The organism is Desulfurobacteriaceae bacterium (genome assembly GCA_039832905.1).
Taxonomy (GTDB): Bacteria; Aquificota; Aquificia; order Desulfurobacteriales; family Desulfurobacteriaceae; genus Desulfurobacterium.
On sequence record JBDOLX010000027.1, the window covers coordinates 1 to 15,974 of the forward strand.

16 protein-coding genes are annotated in these 15,974 nt (G+C 36.3%); 3 read left to right on the forward strand and 13 right to left on the reverse strand.

The genetic code is table 11. The annotated features are described in order from the left end of the window. The 13 genes from ABGX27_01685 to ABGX27_01745 form a co-directional block, all read right to left on the reverse strand. Positions 1 to 630: GTP-binding protein (locus ABGX27_01685; GenBank protein ID MEO2068207.1), on the reverse strand; the 630-nt coding region annotated here is incomplete at its 3' end. Between the two features lie 118 nt (positions 631 to 748). Further along, positions 749 to 2,854: an elongation factor G gene (fusA, locus tag ABGX27_01690; GenBank protein MEO2068208.1), complete on the reverse strand. Its 2,106-nt coding sequence runs from the start codon at positions 2,852 to 2,854 to the stop codon at positions 749 to 751. A gap of 24 nt (positions 2,855 to 2,878) precedes the next feature. Then, entirely contained in the window at positions 2,879 to 3,349 is a 471-nt protein-coding gene (gene rpsG, locus ABGX27_01695) for a 30S ribosomal protein S7 (protein MEO2068209.1), read from the reverse strand. Positions 3,350 to 3,365: 16 nt separating this feature from the next. Next, positions 3,366 to 3,749 carry a 30S ribosomal protein S12 gene (gene rpsL / locus ABGX27_01700; GenBank protein ID MEO2068210.1) on the reverse strand — a complete coding sequence of 128 codons (384 nt, stop codon included), beginning with the start codon at positions 3,747 to 3,749 and terminating at the stop codon, positions 3,366 to 3,368. A gap of 123 nt (positions 3,750 to 3,872) precedes the next feature. Further along, positions 3,873 to 5,411, reverse strand: a complete 1,539-nt coding sequence (locus ABGX27_01705) for a 2-isopropylmalate synthase (protein MEO2068211.1) — start codon at positions 5,409 to 5,411, stop codon at positions 3,873 to 3,875. Between the two features lie 105 nt (positions 5,412 to 5,516). Then, the gene (locus tag ABGX27_01710) at positions 5,517 to 6,017 is read right to left on the reverse strand and encodes a hypothetical protein (GenBank protein ID MEO2068212.1); all 501 of its coding nucleotides are present in this window, start codon (positions 6,015 to 6,017) and stop codon (positions 5,517 to 5,519) included. 150 nt (positions 6,018 to 6,167) lie between these two features. Next, positions 6,168 to 6,527, reverse strand: a complete 360-nt coding sequence (locus tag ABGX27_01715) for a hypothetical protein (protein ID MEO2068213.1) — start codon at positions 6,525 to 6,527, stop codon at positions 6,168 to 6,170. Further along, on the reverse strand, positions 6,466 to 7,968 hold the full coding sequence (locus ABGX27_01720; protein MEO2068214.1) for a hypothetical protein: 1,503 nt from the start codon (positions 7,966 to 7,968) through the stop codon (positions 6,466 to 6,468). The genes ABGX27_01715 and ABGX27_01720 overlap by 62 nt, the downstream gene beginning before the upstream one ends. Before the next feature lie 111 nt (positions 7,969 to 8,079). Then, positions 8,080 to 8,778 (reverse strand): rhomboid family intramembrane serine protease, encoded by a 699-nt coding sequence (locus ABGX27_01725; protein ID MEO2068215.1) that lies wholly within the window; start codon positions 8,776 to 8,778, stop codon positions 8,080 to 8,082. A gap of 13 nt (positions 8,779 to 8,791) precedes the next feature. Beyond that, positions 8,792 to 9,646, reverse strand: a complete 855-nt coding sequence (locus ABGX27_01730; protein ID MEO2068216.1) for a dUTP pyrophosphatase — start codon at positions 9,644 to 9,646, stop codon at positions 8,792 to 8,794. Beyond that, positions 9,639 to 11,777 (reverse strand): polyribonucleotide nucleotidyltransferase, encoded by a 2,139-nt coding sequence (locus tag ABGX27_01735; protein ID MEO2068217.1) that lies wholly within the window; start codon positions 11,775 to 11,777, stop codon positions 9,639 to 9,641. The genes ABGX27_01730 and ABGX27_01735 overlap by 8 nt, the downstream gene beginning before the upstream one ends. Before the next feature lie 143 nt (positions 11,778 to 11,920). Further along, entirely contained in the window at positions 11,921 to 12,190 is a 270-nt protein-coding gene (rpsO, locus tag ABGX27_01740) for a 30S ribosomal protein S15 (GenBank protein MEO2068218.1), read from the reverse strand. A 60-nt stretch (positions 12,191 to 12,250) separates the two neighbouring features. Continuing rightward, complete coding sequence (locus tag ABGX27_01745) at positions 12,251 to 13,531, reverse strand: hypothetical protein (GenBank protein ID MEO2068219.1); 1,281 nt, start codon at positions 13,529 to 13,531, stop codon at positions 12,251 to 12,253. Positions 13,532 to 13,614: 83 nt separating this feature from the next. Here ABGX27_01745 and ABGX27_01750 point away from each other — a divergent pair, with 83 nt between their 5' ends. The 3 genes from ABGX27_01750 to ABGX27_01760 form a co-directional block, all read left to right on the forward strand. Next, positions 13,615 to 14,937 (forward strand): SurA N-terminal domain-containing protein, encoded by a 1,323-nt coding sequence (locus ABGX27_01750; GenBank protein ID MEO2068220.1) that lies wholly within the window; start codon positions 13,615 to 13,617, stop codon positions 14,935 to 14,937. Positions 14,938 to 14,945: 8 nt separating this feature from the next. Continuing rightward, positions 14,946 to 15,824: a YicC/YloC family endoribonuclease gene (locus ABGX27_01755; protein MEO2068221.1), complete on the forward strand. Its 879-nt coding sequence runs from the start codon at positions 14,946 to 14,948 to the stop codon at positions 15,822 to 15,824. 9 nt (positions 15,825 to 15,833) lie between these two features. After that, on the forward strand, positions 15,834 to 15,974 hold a 141-nt coding region (locus ABGX27_01760), incomplete at its 3' end, for a guanylate kinase (GenBank protein ID MEO2068222.1).

The following is a 15,974-nucleotide window of genomic DNA, read 5'->3' on the forward strand; positions in this document are numbered from 1 at the left end:
TACTTCTCTTACTGGTTCTGGAACGTATTCGTCAAGAGCGTTTACAAGTTCGTAGATTGGTTGACAGTCTGGGCAGTCTGCAGATGTACACTCAAGTGCTTTAAGAGCGGAACCTCTGATTACAGGAACTTCGTCTCCTGGGAATCCATATTCGTTGAGGAGTTCTCTTACTTCAAGTTCAACGAGTTCAAGGAGTTCTTCGTCGTCTACCATGTCACACTTGTTGAGGAATACAACGATGTAAGGAACGTTAACTTGTCTTGCAAGGAGAACGTGTTCTCTTGTTTGAGGCATTGGACCGTCAGCAGCGGATACTACAAGGATAGCACCGTCCATTTGAGCGGCACCGGTGATCATGTTCTTGATGTAGTCGGCGTGTCCTGGGCAGTCAACGTGAGCGTAGTGGTATTTGTCAGATTCGTATTCAACGTGAGCAGTAGCGATAGTGATACCTCTTTCTCTTTCTTCTGGAGCTTTATCGATTTGGTCGTAAGCTACTTCTTGTGCAAGACCTTTTAGAGAAAGGCAGTGTGTGATTGCTGCTGTGAGGGTTGTTTTTCCGTGGTCAACGTGTCCAATTGTTCCCACGTTCTTGTGGGGCTTCTTCCTCTCAAATTTTTGCTTCGCCATGATTTATCCTCCTAAAATTTCCTTATTGATTTTTAAAAGACCAAGCGGCGTAAAATTATATGCAAAAATAAAAATTTGTAAAGGGGGAAGCCGTTGAGACTTCCCACCTCAAAAACTCTTAATTACCTGTTCTTTCTCCGATTATCTGCTCAGCAACGTTTGGTGGAACTTCTTCATAATGGCTAAACTTCATAATATAAGTTGCTCTACCTTGAGTCATAGAACGAAGATCAGTAGCATATCCAAACATCTCAGCAAGAGGTACAAGAGCTCTAATCACTTGAGCATTACCTCTTGCTTCCATTCCTTGAACTCTACCACGACGCTTGTTTAGGTCTCCAATAACATCTCCCATGAACTCTTCAGGAGTTGTAACTTCAACTTCCATGATTGGTTCAAGAAGAACAGGATCCGCTTTTTTAGCACCTTCCTTGAAGGCGATAGAAGCAGCAATCTTAAACGCCATTTCAGAGGAGTCAACTTCGTGGTAAGAACCATCAAAGAGAGTAACCTTGATATCTGTCATTGGATAACCGGCAACAACTCCTGTTTCCATAGCTTCTTTCACACCAGCTTCAACAGCTGGAATGTACTCTTTTGGAACAACCCCACCCTTAATTGTTTCATGGAATTCAAATCCTTCTCCTCTTCCAAGTGGCTCAATCTTAAGCCATACGTGACCGTACTGACCTCTACCACCTGTCTGCTTAATGAATTTACCTTCGGAAGTAACTTCTTTTCTAATTGTTTCTCTGTAAGCAACCTGTGGTCTACCAACGTTAACATCTACTTTGAATTCTCTTTTTAGTCTGTCAACAATAATTTCAAGGTGAAGTTCACCCATACCGGAAATAATTGTCTGTCCTGTTTCGTGGTCAACAGAAACTCTAAATGATGGGTCTTCCTTTGCAAGCTTTTGAAGAGCGATAGAAAGCTTTTCTTGGTCTGCCTTTGTCTTTGGTTCTACAGCAACGGAAATAACAGGTTCTGGGAACTCCATAGCCTCTAAGAGGATTGGATGGTCTGGATCGCAGAGTGTATCTCCTGTTGTTGTATCTCTTAAACCAACAGCTGCTGCGATGTCTCCAGCACCAAGAACTGGGATTTCCTCTCTCTTGTTAGCGTGCATACGGAGGATTCTTGCAAGTCTTTCTTTCTTATCCTTTGTAGCGTTGTAAACGTAAGAACCTGATTCCATTAAACCAGAGTAAACTCTAATAAATGTAAGTTGTCCAACGTATGGGTCTGTGAGGATCTTAAAAGCAAGAGCTGAGAATGGTTCATCATAAGAAGCCTTTCTTTCTTCTTCTTCTCCAGTCTTTGGATTTACCCCTTTTACTGGAGGTATATCAAGTGGAGATGGTAGGTAATCCACTATTGCATCAAGAAGTGGCTGAACACCTTTGTTTTTGAATGCAGAACCGCAAAGCATTGGGAAGAATTTAAGTTCAATTGTTCCTTTTCTTAGTGCTTGCTTTATTTCTTCTTCAGTAATCTCCTCCCCTTCTAAGTACTTCATCATTAATTCTTCATCTACATCTGCAATAGCTTCAAGCATCTTTTCACGCCACTCTTCAGCAACAGGGAGGAGATCATCCGGAATATCTTCATAGTGGAACTTAGCTCCGAGAGTTTCTTCATCCCAGATGATAGCTTTCATAGAAATAAGGTCTACAACACCCTTGAAGTTGTCTTCAGCACCTACGGGTATTTGAACAGGAACAGGCTTTGCTCCAAGCTTTTCTTCAACATCGGCTACTACTGCAAAGAAGTCCGCTCCAATTCTGTCCATTTTGTTAACAAAAATAATTCTTGGAACTCTGTACTTATCAGCCTGTCTCCAAACTGTCTCTGTCTGTGGCTGAACTCTACCAACAGAACAAAGGATTGTTACAGCACCGTCAAGAACACGAAGGGAACGTTCAACTTCAATTGTAAAGTCAACGTGTCCAGGGGTATCAACTATGTTAATTCTGTGATCTCTCCAAAAACATGTTGTCGTCGCAGAAGTAATTGTGATACCCCTTTCCTTTTCCTGTTCCATCCAGTCCATTTCGGCGGCACCTTCGTGCACCTCACCGATCTTGTGAATCCTACCTGTATAGTAAAGGATACGTTCTGTTGTTGTTGTCTTTCCTGCGTCAATGTGAGCAATAATTCCAATGTTTCTAACTTTTTCCAAAGGAACCTTAATTTGCTTAATCAAAGCTTGATTCTTACTCAACTTAGCCTCCTACACCTCTTTGGTTTACCACCTGTAATGAGCAAAAGCCTTGTTAGCTTCAGCCATTCTGTGGGTATCTTCTTTCTTCTTGTAAGCTCCGCCCCTCTCGTTATAAGCGTCAATAAGTTCGTTTGCAAGCTTATTAACCATTCCGCGCTCAGAACGAGCACGTGCAGCGTCCACGATCCACTTTAAAGCAAGATGTATTTGTCTTCTTTCATTTACTTCCATTGGTACCTGATATGTAGCACCACCAACACGGCGTGGACGTACTTCCATAATTGGTTTTACGTTTTCTACTGCTTTGTGAAATACTGCAAGTGGATCTTCTCCAAGCTTTTCTCTAATGATCTCAAAAGCACCGTAAACGATCTTTTCAGCTTTACTCTTTTTACCGTCCTTCATAACCTTGTTAATAAGCTTAGCTACAAGCTTGTCTCCATAAACTGGGTCTGTAAGAATTTCTCTTGGTGGAACAGGTCCTTTCCTTGGCATGTCCTTCCTCTCCTAATTATTTTTTCTGATCTTTAGGTCTTTTTGTTCCATACTTGGATCTTGATTGTCTTCTACCCTCAACGCCTGCAGCGTCAAGAGCTCCACGAATGATCTTGTAACGAACACCTGGAAGGTCCTTAACCCTTCCACCCCTTACAAGAACTACAGAGTGTTCTTGTAGGTTGTGTCCAATTCCTGGAATGTAAGCTGTTACTTCAATACCGTTAGAGAGCCTTACCCTTGCTACCTTACGGAGAGCAGAGTTTGGCTTCTTTGGTGTAGTTGTAAAAACTCTAATACATACCCCTCTCTTTTGAGGGCACCCTTGAAGAGCTGGGGCTTTGGAACGTTTAACTTTCTTCTCACGCCCCTTTCTTACAAGCTGGTTAATTGTGGGCATACTACTCCTCCTATTTTAGTTTGCGGGCTGAATATAAACAAAGGAAAAAGAGTTTGTCAAGAAAGATGATAATCCCCAAAAGTAAAAAAGCAAGCTTCCATAAAACTCCAAATGTAATAAAAGTTAACAACTTTTCTGCTTTCTTCTTTCTAACCTATCAAGTGCCTCCAAAAATGCTAAAGCTGATGCTCTAACAATGTCCGCATCTACTCCTCTACCGCTGACCCTAATTCCTTCTCCCTCAATAGTAAGGTAAACTTCAGCAAGAGCATCTGTACCGGCTGTAAGAGCTCTTATCTTAAAGTCTTTTAGAACAATTTTATCTTCTAAACCTAACGCATTCTTTATTGCCTTATAAGTAGCATCTACCGGTCCATTTCCAACGGCAAGTCCAAGCTTTTCCCCTTCTAAAGTCTTTACTTTCACAGTAGCAGAAGGGATTATTCCCTTACCGCTTACAGCTTGGTTATAAACTAAATCAAAAATCTTTTCTCTTTCTCCCTCAAGTCCTTCAACTATAAGTTCAATATCAACATCGTAAATTTCTTTTTTACGGGAAGCAAGTTCTTTGAATTTCGTAAATGCCTTCTCTATTTGTTCTTCGGAAAGCTTTATTCCCATCTCTTCAAGCTTTTTCTTAAAGGCGTGTCTTCCAGAATGCTTACCAAGAACAATCTTTGACTCTTTTAATCCAATATCTTCTGGCTTCATAATTTCGTAGGTTTCCCTTTTTGCAAGAACTCCATGCTGGTGTATTCCAGATTCGTGGGCAAACGCATTCTCTCCAACTATTGGTTTATTACGAGCAATCATCATTCCCGTTAATCTGCTTACAAGCTGGGAGGTTCTGTAGATTTGTGTTGTATCAATGTCTGTATAAACTGGAAACTGATCAGACCTAACTTTTATAGCCATAACTATTTCTTCCATAGCAGCATTTCCGGCTCTTTCACCGATACCGTTTATAGTGCACTCAACCTGTCTTGCCCCAGCTTTAACAGCCATTAAAGAATTTGCAGTAGCAAGCCCCAAGTCATTGTGGCAGTGAACACTAATAATTGCTTTATCTATATTTGGAACATTCTCCTTAATAGCCAAGATTCTTTCGTACCACTCATCAGGTATTGCATAACCTACGGTATCCGGAATGTTTACAACTTTTGCTCCAGCTTCAATTACAGCTTCTAAAACTTCAAAAAGGTACTTTAAATCTGTTCTACCAGCATCTTCAGCAGAAAACTCTACTTCTGCCCTTCCCTCACTTACATCTTGAATAAGTCTTACAGCCTCAACAGCTCTTTTTAGGGCTTCCTCTCTTGACATTTTCAGTTTATACTTAAGATGAATGTCGGAAGTAGCAATAAAAGTATGAATTCTTGGTTTTTCAGCTTCTTTTAGAGCATCCCAAGCGACTTTTATATCCTGTTCTACAGCCCTTGCAAGGGAACAGACTGAAGATCTCTTAACTTCTTTAGAGATTCTTCTAATTGCTTCAAAGTCTGCCGGAGAACTTATTGCAAAACCTGCTTCTATTACATCAACCCCAAGTCTTTCAAGTTGTTTAGCTATTTGAACTTTTTCGTCAACTGTTAAGTTAACTCCGGCAGTTTGTTCTCCATCCCTTAAAGTAGTATCAAATATGTACAACTTCTCCTTTTCCAAGGTATATCCTCCAAAATCTTTTTTGGAATTTTAAATTATTCCTTTCACGAGAAACAGCAAAGAGTAACTCTTCTTTCTTTTTCTAATTCTAAGAATTCTCCAAATTCATAAAGAACCTACTGTTTTCGGTAGAATTTCAAGATTGTATTTAAATGAATTTACTATTTCTTGTTCGAAATGATTTTTAGGATCATATAAATCTATCTTTTTGGTTTCTATTGTCTCTATTTTCACATTAGTGTTTCCTTTCTGATGAATCTTTTTCTTGGTTATAATTATTTTATTATTTTCCATACTCAAATTACAGAGTTCTGCTCTATACACATCATTTTCAATAAATTTTCTTATTTCTTGATATTCTTTCCTTTGTTTAGGGTCTTTCTCTTTCTTTATTAAATCATCTATTTTACATAGTATCCAGGATTTTGACATTTGTTTACCACAAAGAGTATTACCTAATTGGGACTTATTGTATTTGGATTCTGCTATTAGTACGTCTATTATTTTTCCTTTATTACTTCTCTTAATGTATAGCCCATCTATTCCATTTCTTCCTACTTCTCCAGGTAATTTTTCCCATCCTCCTAACTTATAGTATTTATCCATTATGTTTTCAGTTAACTTTCCTACAATATTATCTATTGTTTTAAGTTTTATTTCTGAGGTTTTTGGAATCCTTATGAATATTTCTTTATGTAGTTGAGATTTGGATATTATACTTTTAACGTTACTTAAAGATTTAGGATAAAGAATATATCATTTGTTACCCAAAATAATTATTTCTTTTTCTTCTAGATTTCTTATATCTTTAAGAGATTTCGCGAAAATTTTGAGATAAAGTTTCGAGTAATCAATTTTAGGAATTACCTTTTCTGTAAGAGTTTTTGGTAAAAGACCAAGGTCTTCATTTATTAATCTACCTTCCTTACTTTTTAAGCCTGCCCTTTCGATCAAACGAATTAGCTTACCTTTTTTAGAGAGCCCATAAGATTTTGTGCTTCTAGGAATTTCATCCTTTAATATTTTCCTGAGAACCCAATTTACTACTCCAGCATTACTGGGAATGTATGATTCGAATAAAGTCACTATAGTTACGATTGTGATTATCTTCTTCATTCCTCCCCTCAAAAACTCTAGTATTAATTATGATACATGCTTTATATGCTTGATTTTGAAAATCTTTTATGGTATTCTCAAAAGTCTGTTTCAATTTAGTATCTATTCCATATGGCGAAAGTTCCAACTTAGCTTTAATATAAAGATATTGTTCTACAAGCATCTCTGCTAACAGTTTTTCTATATTTTTTCTAAGAACATCATTGTAGGACGATGTTAGTGCATCTGTTATTAGAGATAACAACAGATTTAAAGGTAGTGATACTATGTTTACTCCATGTAAAATTAAGATTTTGTTGACATTAGATTTAAGTGCTTCTATAGAGCTAAGATCTATGTGCAGAATATCGGACTTTTTAAAGGGTATATCCCATTTATCTATGTTGAATTTTGGTTCGGATTTAATGGTAAAAGCAATTTCATCATGTAACTTTGTATACTCATATAACTCCCTATATAATAAATAAAGTAAATTCCTCGATTCCTGATCAGCAAGTTGTTGATTGTATTCATAAATCCTTTCCATAGCATCTTGTAACATATCTCTATTCAGAAAATAGTCTTGATAGAGGTTAATCAAAAATTCTGTCTTATTATCAGACTTAAAATAATTGACTAAAGTATCGGAGGATAGAAGCTTATTTATAAAGAGGTCAGAGTTAGTTTTTCCAACATTAATAAGATAGGTCGCAAGATCATTAAGTATATTACTTTTTATGTTTCTGAGCTTGGCAGCATAACTTTCTATCATTTCTAAATTTTTATCTAGGAAATCGTCCACTTCTTTAGAACATTTTTTTGATATCCCCTTCTGTATTATGCTCGACAGATTTTTCTTTTGTTGTTTGGTTAATATGTTATTATAAGCTGTCATGTATATCGAACTAATAGTTATTATTTTATTAAGTTCCTCTATAGAAGTACGAGAATCTTTTAGTTTCTTTTCAAAGATGGATATATCATCCTGTATGAGTCTTATCTTTGAACAAATGTTCTTTTTTTTATTAGCTTTTACTATTAGAATCTTAATATCTTCTTTTTGATCATTATCAGATATCAAGTTTTCCGCAGAAATTAGTTGATTGATAAAAATATCAAAATCCTCTATCCTAGCTTTTAATGGATAATTCATACAGGTTGAATACAAACTACTAAGTATTTTCTCTTGATTGATTACAAACTTTTCTATAACTCTTTCTCTTTTTAACTCTTTTAAGAGTTCCTCGCAGGCTTTAATGCTTATTAATTGGCATATTTTATATACTTTACCTTGCAGATGAGGCAATTCATCTAATACTTCTTGAAGATTAGAAGAAGAAACTAGCTTTTCATATCTTAAGTGGATCTTTACTAATTCGTTTTCCACCATTTTTATATATAAGTATCCACATATTGAAATTAACAACAATAAAAAAACTATGTATTTTATTATTCGTCTCATAACCCATCCCCACTTTACTTAATTTTATTTAAAAATTTATTTTGATCTTGGATAGAAACTTATACTTTTCAAAACTATCTTAATTGAAAACTGATTAATTCAATAAAGGACTTATTTGCCATCTTTTCTTTCCTCATCTTCCCTTTCTTTTGAGGCAAACAGCTTAGCTAAAATCACCCCTGCCAAAAATCCCCCAATATGAGCAAACCAAGCAACTCCACCCATGCCAAGATGGTTTATAGAAAAGAGAGCACTTATAAACTGCATAAAAAACCAGAAGCTAATCCAAATCACTGCAGGAACGGCAATGATATCTATGAAGAAAAGAATGAAGATTAAAGTTATTATTTTTGCTCTTGGAAATAGAACCATATAAGCACCTAAAACTCCACTTATAGCCCCGGAAGCTCCTATTAGTGGAATGTCAGAGTCAGGATATACAGCCACCTGTAAAAGAGCTGCTACTATTCCACAAACAGTGTAGAAGATAAAAAACTTTAACTTTCCAAAGTAATCTTCAACGTTATCCCCAAAAACCCAAAGGAATAGCATGTTTCCAAGTATGTGTAGTATTCCCCCATGAAGGTATTGATAAGAAATAAGCGTTCCGTATGGAGCAAGTGGAGAGGGTGGAGGAAGGTCTACACCGTGGGATATTTCAAAGGGAATAACTCCAAACATTCTTAAAAACAATTGGTTGTAAGGTCCAAGAATAAGCTCATATAGGAAAATAAGGACGCATACAACAATTAAGAAAATAGTAACTACAGGCTTAGACCGACTGGGATTAATATCTTTTAAAGGAATCAACTTTTATCCCCCCCTATCCTGTACTACCAAAACCTCCCTCTCCTCTTAACGTTCTGTCTAAAGAGTTAACTATTTCCATCTCAAGAGGGAAATATCTTCTTGGAATAAGCTGAACAGCTCTCCAAGGAAGTTTCGGATCTTCTTTTGAAGGATCCACTTTTATAAGTGGAACTTTAATAGTTCCACGGTAGGTCATATCTATTATTCCAACAGAATTCGCCAAGATAAAACCGCTCTTATAAATTGAAGAACGAGGAACAAGATCAAAGTAGTAACCTCTTGGAGGAGCTACTCTTACACCGGTATCAAAGAAATAGAGATTTCCTTCTTTTTTTATAAGCTTAACAAGATGTAAATCCCAACCACTATCAGATATTCTCTTTTTAAATGGAGGTAAAGCTCCCTCTTCAAGAGAAATTTTAAAAGATAGTCTTTCCCATGAGTCTCCAGTAAGAAGAGAAAGAAACTTTTCAAAGAAGTATTCAGACTTTTCTTCGCAAGGTTCATCATAAAGGGAATGTAAGAAAAGGTCTGCATTATCACCTGTTATAAAGGCACCTTCTTTACTAAACGTTGGGAAAAATTGAGAAAGAGTTTTTTTCATTTCTTCTTTAAAGTTATCTATGAAAGGAACGTAAACCGTTTTACTTCCCCAAAGACCCTTTGCTTCAAAAACCCCTTTTATAAAAGAAAGATCTACTTCTTTAACTTCAGGATAAGATGAAAGAATGAGGAGGAAGTTATTCCCCCTCTTTTCTAACTTACCGCCAAAGGTATTAAAAATTTTAACAGCAACATCTAAGAATCTTTCATTAAACTCTATAGTTAACCCTTTAGCGTATATCCAACCAGCAGCCCAATTACTCATCTTGCTTCTCCGGATCTGCGTAAAATCCACCTTGTTCTCTTAATTTCTTTTCCTCTTCAAGAGTTACATCAATTCTACTAAGTTTTGGTCTTCCAAGAGGATCAAACTCTAAGATCTTAACTGGAATGACATCGGAAACTTTTATCTTCTCAAAAATGTTCTCTTGAACATCTTTTGGAAGCTTAGAAATGTGAATTAGACCTATTTTTCCTGGAACAAGCTCTACGAAAGCACCGTAGTTTTCAACCCTTGTAACCTTTCCAAGGTATGTTCCACCAATTTCTAAGTCTCTTGTAACATCTTCAATCATCTTAATAGCCTGAGCTGCAGCTTCTTCGTTTGGAGCAGAAACTAAAACAGTTCCATCTTCTTTAATGGTTATCTTAACTCCTGTCTTATCAATAATTGTCTTAATCGTCTTTCCAGAAGGTCCTATGAGATCACGGGACTTTTCAGGTTCAATCTTTGTAGAAACTATCCTTGGAGCGTATGGAGAAATGTTCTCTCTTGGTTTAGAAATAACTGCATCCATCTTATCAAGGATGTAAAGCCTTCCTTCCCTTGCTTGAGCTAAAGCTTTTGATAGAACTTCTCTGCTTATTCCTTTAACCTTTAAGTCCATTTGGATAGCAGTAACGCCTTTTCTCGTTCCAGCTACCTTGAAGTCCATATCTCCAAGGTGGTCTTCGTCTCCTAAGATGTCCGAAAGAACAACAAACTTATCTCCTTCCATGATAAGTCCCATAGCAATACCGGCAACTTGTGCCTTAATAGGAACACCAGCATCCATTAGAGCCAAACTTCCACCACAAACTGTTGCCATGGAAGAAGAACCGTTAGACTCTAAAATGTCAGAAACAACGCGAATTACGTAAGGAAACTCCTCATCTGACGGTATAACTGGAGCTAAAGCTCTCTCTGCCAAAGCACCGTGTCCAATTTCCCTTCTTCCAGGCTTCTTTAAAGGAGAAATTTCTCCTACGCAGAAAGGAGGGAAGTTATAGTGAAGCATAAATCTTTTCTGTTCTTCTGGCATTAAACCTTCTACAAGCTGGTATTCTTCTGGTGTTCCTAAAGTAGCACTAACCAGCGCTTGGGTTTGTCCCCTCGTAAAGAGTGCTGATCCGTGAGCTCTTGGAAGTAAACCAACTTCAATAGAAATAGGTCTTATTTCATCAGGTTTTCTACCATCAATTCTTATACCTTTTTCAAGAACCATACCTCTTACAAATTTCTTTTCAGCTTCGGCAAACGCTTCTTTTGCAAGACCGTGTTCTTCTTCTGGAATGTTTAACTCTATAAGCATAAGTTCTTCTAACTCTTTAAGCTTCTTCTTTCTTTCAGCTTTATCTTTTATGGTTATTATTGGTTCAATTCTTTCAAACACCCATTTTTCAATTTTGGCTTTTGTATCTTCATCAAGAGAAGGGGTAATAAATTCGTACTTTTCTTTTCCAGCTAATGTTCTCAATTCTTCTTGAGCCTTTATAGACTTTTTAATTTCCTCATGTGCAAGTTCTATCGCATCAAGAATTTCTTCTTCAGGAACTTCCTTTGCTCCTCCTTCAACCATTACAACAGCATCTTCTGTTCCTGAAACTATAAGGTTTATATCAGCTTCTTGAAGCTGCTCGTAAGAAGGATTTATGACGAACTTTCCGTTTACTCTTGCAACTCTAACAGCTCCAACGGGCTTTTCAAATGGAATTCTTGAAATATGTAATGCCGCAGAAGCACCGTTTATGGCAAGAACCGCAGGGTCGTTTTCCTGATCTGCAGATATAACAAAGGCTATAACTTGAACATCGTTTCTAAAACCCTTTGGAAAAATAGGTCTAATGGAACGGTCTATAACTCTTGACTTTAAAATTTCTTCATCGGTTGGTTTTCCTTCTCTTTTTATAAATCCCCCTGGAATTTTTCCAGCAGCATAAGCTTTTTCTCTATACTCAACAAGAAGCGGAAAGAAATCGACATCTTCTCTTGGTTCATCGCTCATAACAGCAGTAACAAGAACCATAGTATCGCCTTGAGAAACAATAATAGCTCCATCAGCTTGCTTAGCCACTTTTCCGGTTTGAAACCTTAGAGGTCTTCCCCCAACCTCTATTGCAACTTCTGAAATAGACATTCTTACCTCCAACTTTTGGCTTTATTCAAAATAATAACATGGACACACCTATTTTATTCTTGTTTTTCATTTAAGAAAAGAAGGATAAAGACCTTTGAAGGGACTTTAGGTTAAACTGAAGAGGGCAGAACGCCCTCCAAGGATTACTTTCTTAGACCAAGCTTAAGAACAATGTTTTGGTATCTGTTAAAGTCCTTCTCTCTAAGGTACTTAAGAAGCTTCTTTCTTCTTCCAACAAGCCTTTGAAGAGCTCTTTTATTGTAGTTGTCGTGCTTGTGAACTTTAAAGTGCTCTGTAAGGTTCTTTATCCTTTCTGTAAGAATAGCAATCTGAACTTCTGGGGAACCTGTGTCCTTCTCGTGAAAGCCGTACTTCTTTACAATCTCTTGAACAACATCTTTATCTACTGCCATCTAAAAACCCTCCTTATAACTTTTCACCGGTGGCAAAAGGCAAATGGAAATTTATCAAAGTCATTTAGAGTTTTCAAGCATCCTCTCTAAGGATTCTATTTCTTCCACTTCTTTTAACTTACTGTAAGCTCTTTTCTTAAGCTTTTCGTCAGGAGAATTATTTAAAATCCCTCTATAATACTCTTTTGCTTCCCCGTATCTTTTTTCTTCGAAAAGAGCATCTGCAACTATTTCAGCAACTTCCCAATACTCATCCTCAGGAAGATCTGGGTTCTCCAAAACAAACTCTCCAATCTCTATAAGCTCACTTAACCTTTCCTGTTCAACAAGTATTACAGCAAGATCAGAAAAAGAATCAAGTAAAGTCCAAACATTATCAGAAGTTTCTATCATTTCCTTTAATATCTCTTCTGCCTCATCATACCTTCCTTTATCTATTAAAAATTCAGTAAAAGTCTTTTTAACGTCCTCTAGAAGGAATGATTCTCCGTAACATTTAGAAATAGCTAATCTGTAATAGTATTCTGCTACATCTTCCTTACCTAGAATATCAAACAGGGCAGCTGCACTTAAAATGACGTAAACAGCATCAGGATAGAGTTCCAAAGTAGAAAGAACAACCTCTAAAGCTTCTTCGTAACTTTCATTTTTTACCATTACCTCCGCAAGTGCTTGCCTATACTCAATATTCATAAAGTCCATCAAACACGCTTTTGAAATTTCATTTTTAGCATCTTCCATCCTTCCCATATCGGCATAAAGTTTTCCAAGCTCAAAGTGAAGATCCGGAGAACCAATTCTCTCTACTCCTGAGAGAAGAACTTCTGCTGCTTTTTTAAAGTGTTTCTTTATCGCGTAAAGGTGCGAAAGTTCTAAATAGAAAGACTCACTGTAAGGATCTAAAGTTATAAGCGTCTCTAAGGCGTTTATCATCCCTTTATAATTGCCAATCTCTCTGTAAAGCTTATAGAGTTCCCAGTAAGCCTCTTTCTCAAAAGGATTTAGTTCTATCGATTCTAAAAGTTCTTTCTCCGCATCTTTAAAGTTTCTCTTCTCTATAAGCTTTGAACCTTTTCTTATTTTTTCCTTGGAGCGAATTTCAGTGTCAAGGAATTTTGCTTCATCAAAGTAAGCTTCTGCTTTTTCCCTATCTCCAAGACCTTCGTAAGCCTCTGCAAGCAAAAGGAAAAAATCGACATTTCTTACCTTATGCTTAAACTTTTCTAATTCTTCTACCGCCTTTTTAAAATTCTTAGCCTTAATAAGGTGCTCCGCTTTCTTAATCAGAGAAGTTAGTTCGACTTGGGAAAGGTAGGAGTTCTTCTTATAGCTCTTTTTCACTTAAAGACTCCTTAGCTTGAGAAAACCGTTTATTTTAAGTATAAATCCCTATTACGAAAATTCAAGAAGTTTTCGGAGGAAAAATGCTTTCGAAAATTAGAAAAAACATGAGGGCATTTAGTATACCCTTATGGATTGTGGCTGCTTCCTTTGTTGGAACGATTTTTCTGGTTTGGGGAAGGGGGTCAGTTGGAGGACCATCGGCAAATGAGGTAGCAACGGTAAACGGGAAACCTATTGACTTGGTAGAGTTCAATAAAGAATACAATCGAATCATTAATGAAATTAGGGCACAATTTGGTGATAACTATGGCAAACTCTTTAAAGATAAAGAAATTAAAATAGCTACTCTCCAAAGGCTTATCATAAGAGAACTTTTACTCCAAGAAGCTGAAAGACTAGGTATAAAAGTTAGCGATTGGGCAGTAGCAGAAAGGATAAAGTCCATTCCGTCTTTCCAAAAAAACGGAAAGTTTTCAGAAGAACTTTACTATGAGTATCTAAAAGCCAACAGACTCACACCTAAGGTTTTTGAAGAAGAAGTTAGAAAAGATTTACTCGTCGAAAAGCTTTTAACTGTTATCGAAAATTCACCTTCAATCACTGAGTTTGAACTTCAAAACCTTTACAGGAAAACTTTTGGCAAAAGGGAATTTAAATACAAAATATTTAAGTTTTCAGACTTTAAAGTGAATGTTTCCAGGAAGGAAGTGGAAGATTTCTATAACAAGAACAAAGACCAGTTTAAGGAAAGGGTAGGTGAAAAATATATGGTAGTGAAAATTTCAAAGGAAAAAAAAGATGCAAAAGAATTAGCCAAAAAAATTTACTCTTTAGCGAAAGAAGGAAGTATAAAAGAACTTTCAAAGCTTAACCCTATTGAACTAAAAGATAAAGAGCTTTTGGAAAAATTCAAAAATAAAACTTATGGATTTTGGAGCGATAATAAATTCTACTATGTTCTATTTAAAGATAAAGGAAAAACTATAGTTAAACCTTTAAAAGAAGTTTATAAGGAAATAGAACTTATAATAAAGGAACAAAAAGCCTCTCTCCTTGCAAGAAAAGAAGCTGAAAAGTGGCTAAAAGAAAAGAAAAAATTACCTTTGAAAACACCTCCACTTAATAAGGACGACTTTTTCAAAAACTTTAAACCTTTAGATTTAGGTAGCATCGAAAACCTTTTTGATGCTCCAAAAGGTAAAAGAATACTTTTAGCCCTGACAGACGGTTTTGGTGTATTTGAACCGGTAAGCGACCTTGAGGTTGACAAAGTAGAAAAAGAAAAGATGGATGAACTAAGAAAGTTAATCTACAACGTAAAAGTAGAAAGCAATTACCAAAACCTTGTAAACCTATTACGTCAAAAAGCAACCATAAAAATAAACGAAAAGCTTTTCAAGTAGGAGATGTTATGAGAAGTATGACCGGCTTTGGAAAAGGTTCTGCTAAAAACAGCGAAATAGAGATAACTGCCGAAATACGTACGCTAAACGGTAAAGCTCTGAGGATTAGATACTCCATACCAAGAATTTTTAATCCTCTACTTAGTGAAATAGACGAAACAATAAAGAAATATTTAAAAAGAGGAGAAGTTGATCTCTACCTTAGCTATAAGTTTTCTCCAAACGTAAACATCGCCGTAAGTATCAACTATCAAGAAGCTTTAAGGTATATCGAAGCCGCAAAAAGAATAGGAGCTTTAGCTAACGAAAGGGTCAATCTTTCCTTAAGAGATATTCTCTCTATTCCTGATGTCTTTCAAAAAGAAGATGTAGATGTTCTACCGTACAAAGAAGTGGTTCTTGAGGCTTTGGAAAATGCCCTTCAAATGGTCGTTAGCGCAAGGGAAAAAGAAGGGGAAAAACTAAAAGCATACTTTGAGGAAAAGCTAGCTGTTATAGAGAAAACTCTAAAAACCATTGAAAATCAAATAGAAGGTATAGAAGAAAAGATCTTTAAGAGATTAAAAGAAAAAGTTCAAAAACTTTTGGATGGAGAAGAAACTGGAAGTGATCTTGAAAAACGAATAGAACTTGAAGTAGCTTTACTTTCTGAAAAACAGGATGTTTCTGAGGAAGTATCAAGACTTTATGCCCACATTGAAAGATTTAGAGAGTTATTAAATGAAAAAGAACCTGTCGGTAAGACTTTGGATTTCTTATGCCAAGAAATGCACAGAGAAATAAATACCTTAGGAAATAAGATAAAAGAGATAGATATTACCGACCCTATAATAAAGGTAAAGACAGAAATTGCAAGGATAAAAGAACAAGTGCAAAATGTGGAATAAGGAGGCTGTATGCCCGATAGGTTAAAAGGTCTCTTAATCGTAATATCCGCTCCTTCCGGAACAGGAAAGACAACGTTGTGTCAGATGCTTCTTGATGAGTTTAAAAACTTAGAGTTTTCGATATCTTACACGACAAGGAAACCACGAAAC

Coding starts and splice junctions, on each gene's coding strand:
- rpsG (MEO2068209.1), bottom strand. CDS start 3,349: ATGCCAAGGAAAGGACCTGTTCCACCAAGAGAAATTCTTACAGACCCA.
- rpsL (MEO2068210.1), bottom strand. CDS start 3,749: ATGCCCACAATTAACCAGCTTGTAAGAAAGGGGCGTGAGAAGAAAGTT.
- ABGX27_01710 (MEO2068212.1), bottom strand. CDS start 6,017: ATGGATAAATACTATAAGTTAGGAGGATGGGAAAAATTACCTGGAGAA.
- ABGX27_01715 (MEO2068213.1), bottom strand. CDS start 6,527: ATGAAGAAGATAATCACAATCGTAACTATAGTGACTTTATTCGAATCA.
- ABGX27_01720 (MEO2068214.1), bottom strand. CDS start 7,968: ATGAGACGAATAATAAAATACATAGTTTTTTTATTGTTGTTAATTTCA.
- ABGX27_01730 (MEO2068216.1), bottom strand. CDS start 9,646: ATGAGTAATTGGGCTGCTGGTTGGATATACGCTAAAGGGTTAACTATA.
- ABGX27_01735 (MEO2068217.1), bottom strand. CDS start 11,777: ATGTCTATTTCAGAAGTTGCAATAGAGGTTGGGGGAAGACCTCTAAGG.
- rpsO (MEO2068218.1), bottom strand. CDS start 12,190: ATGGCAGTAGATAAAGATGTTGTTCAAGAGATTGTAAAGAAGTACGGC.
- ABGX27_01750 (MEO2068220.1), top strand. CDS start 13,615: ATGCTTTCGAAAATTAGAAAAAACATGAGGGCATTTAGTATACCCTTA.
- ABGX27_01755 (MEO2068221.1), top strand. CDS start 14,946: ATGAGAAGTATGACCGGCTTTGGAAAAGGTTCTGCTAAAAACAGCGAA.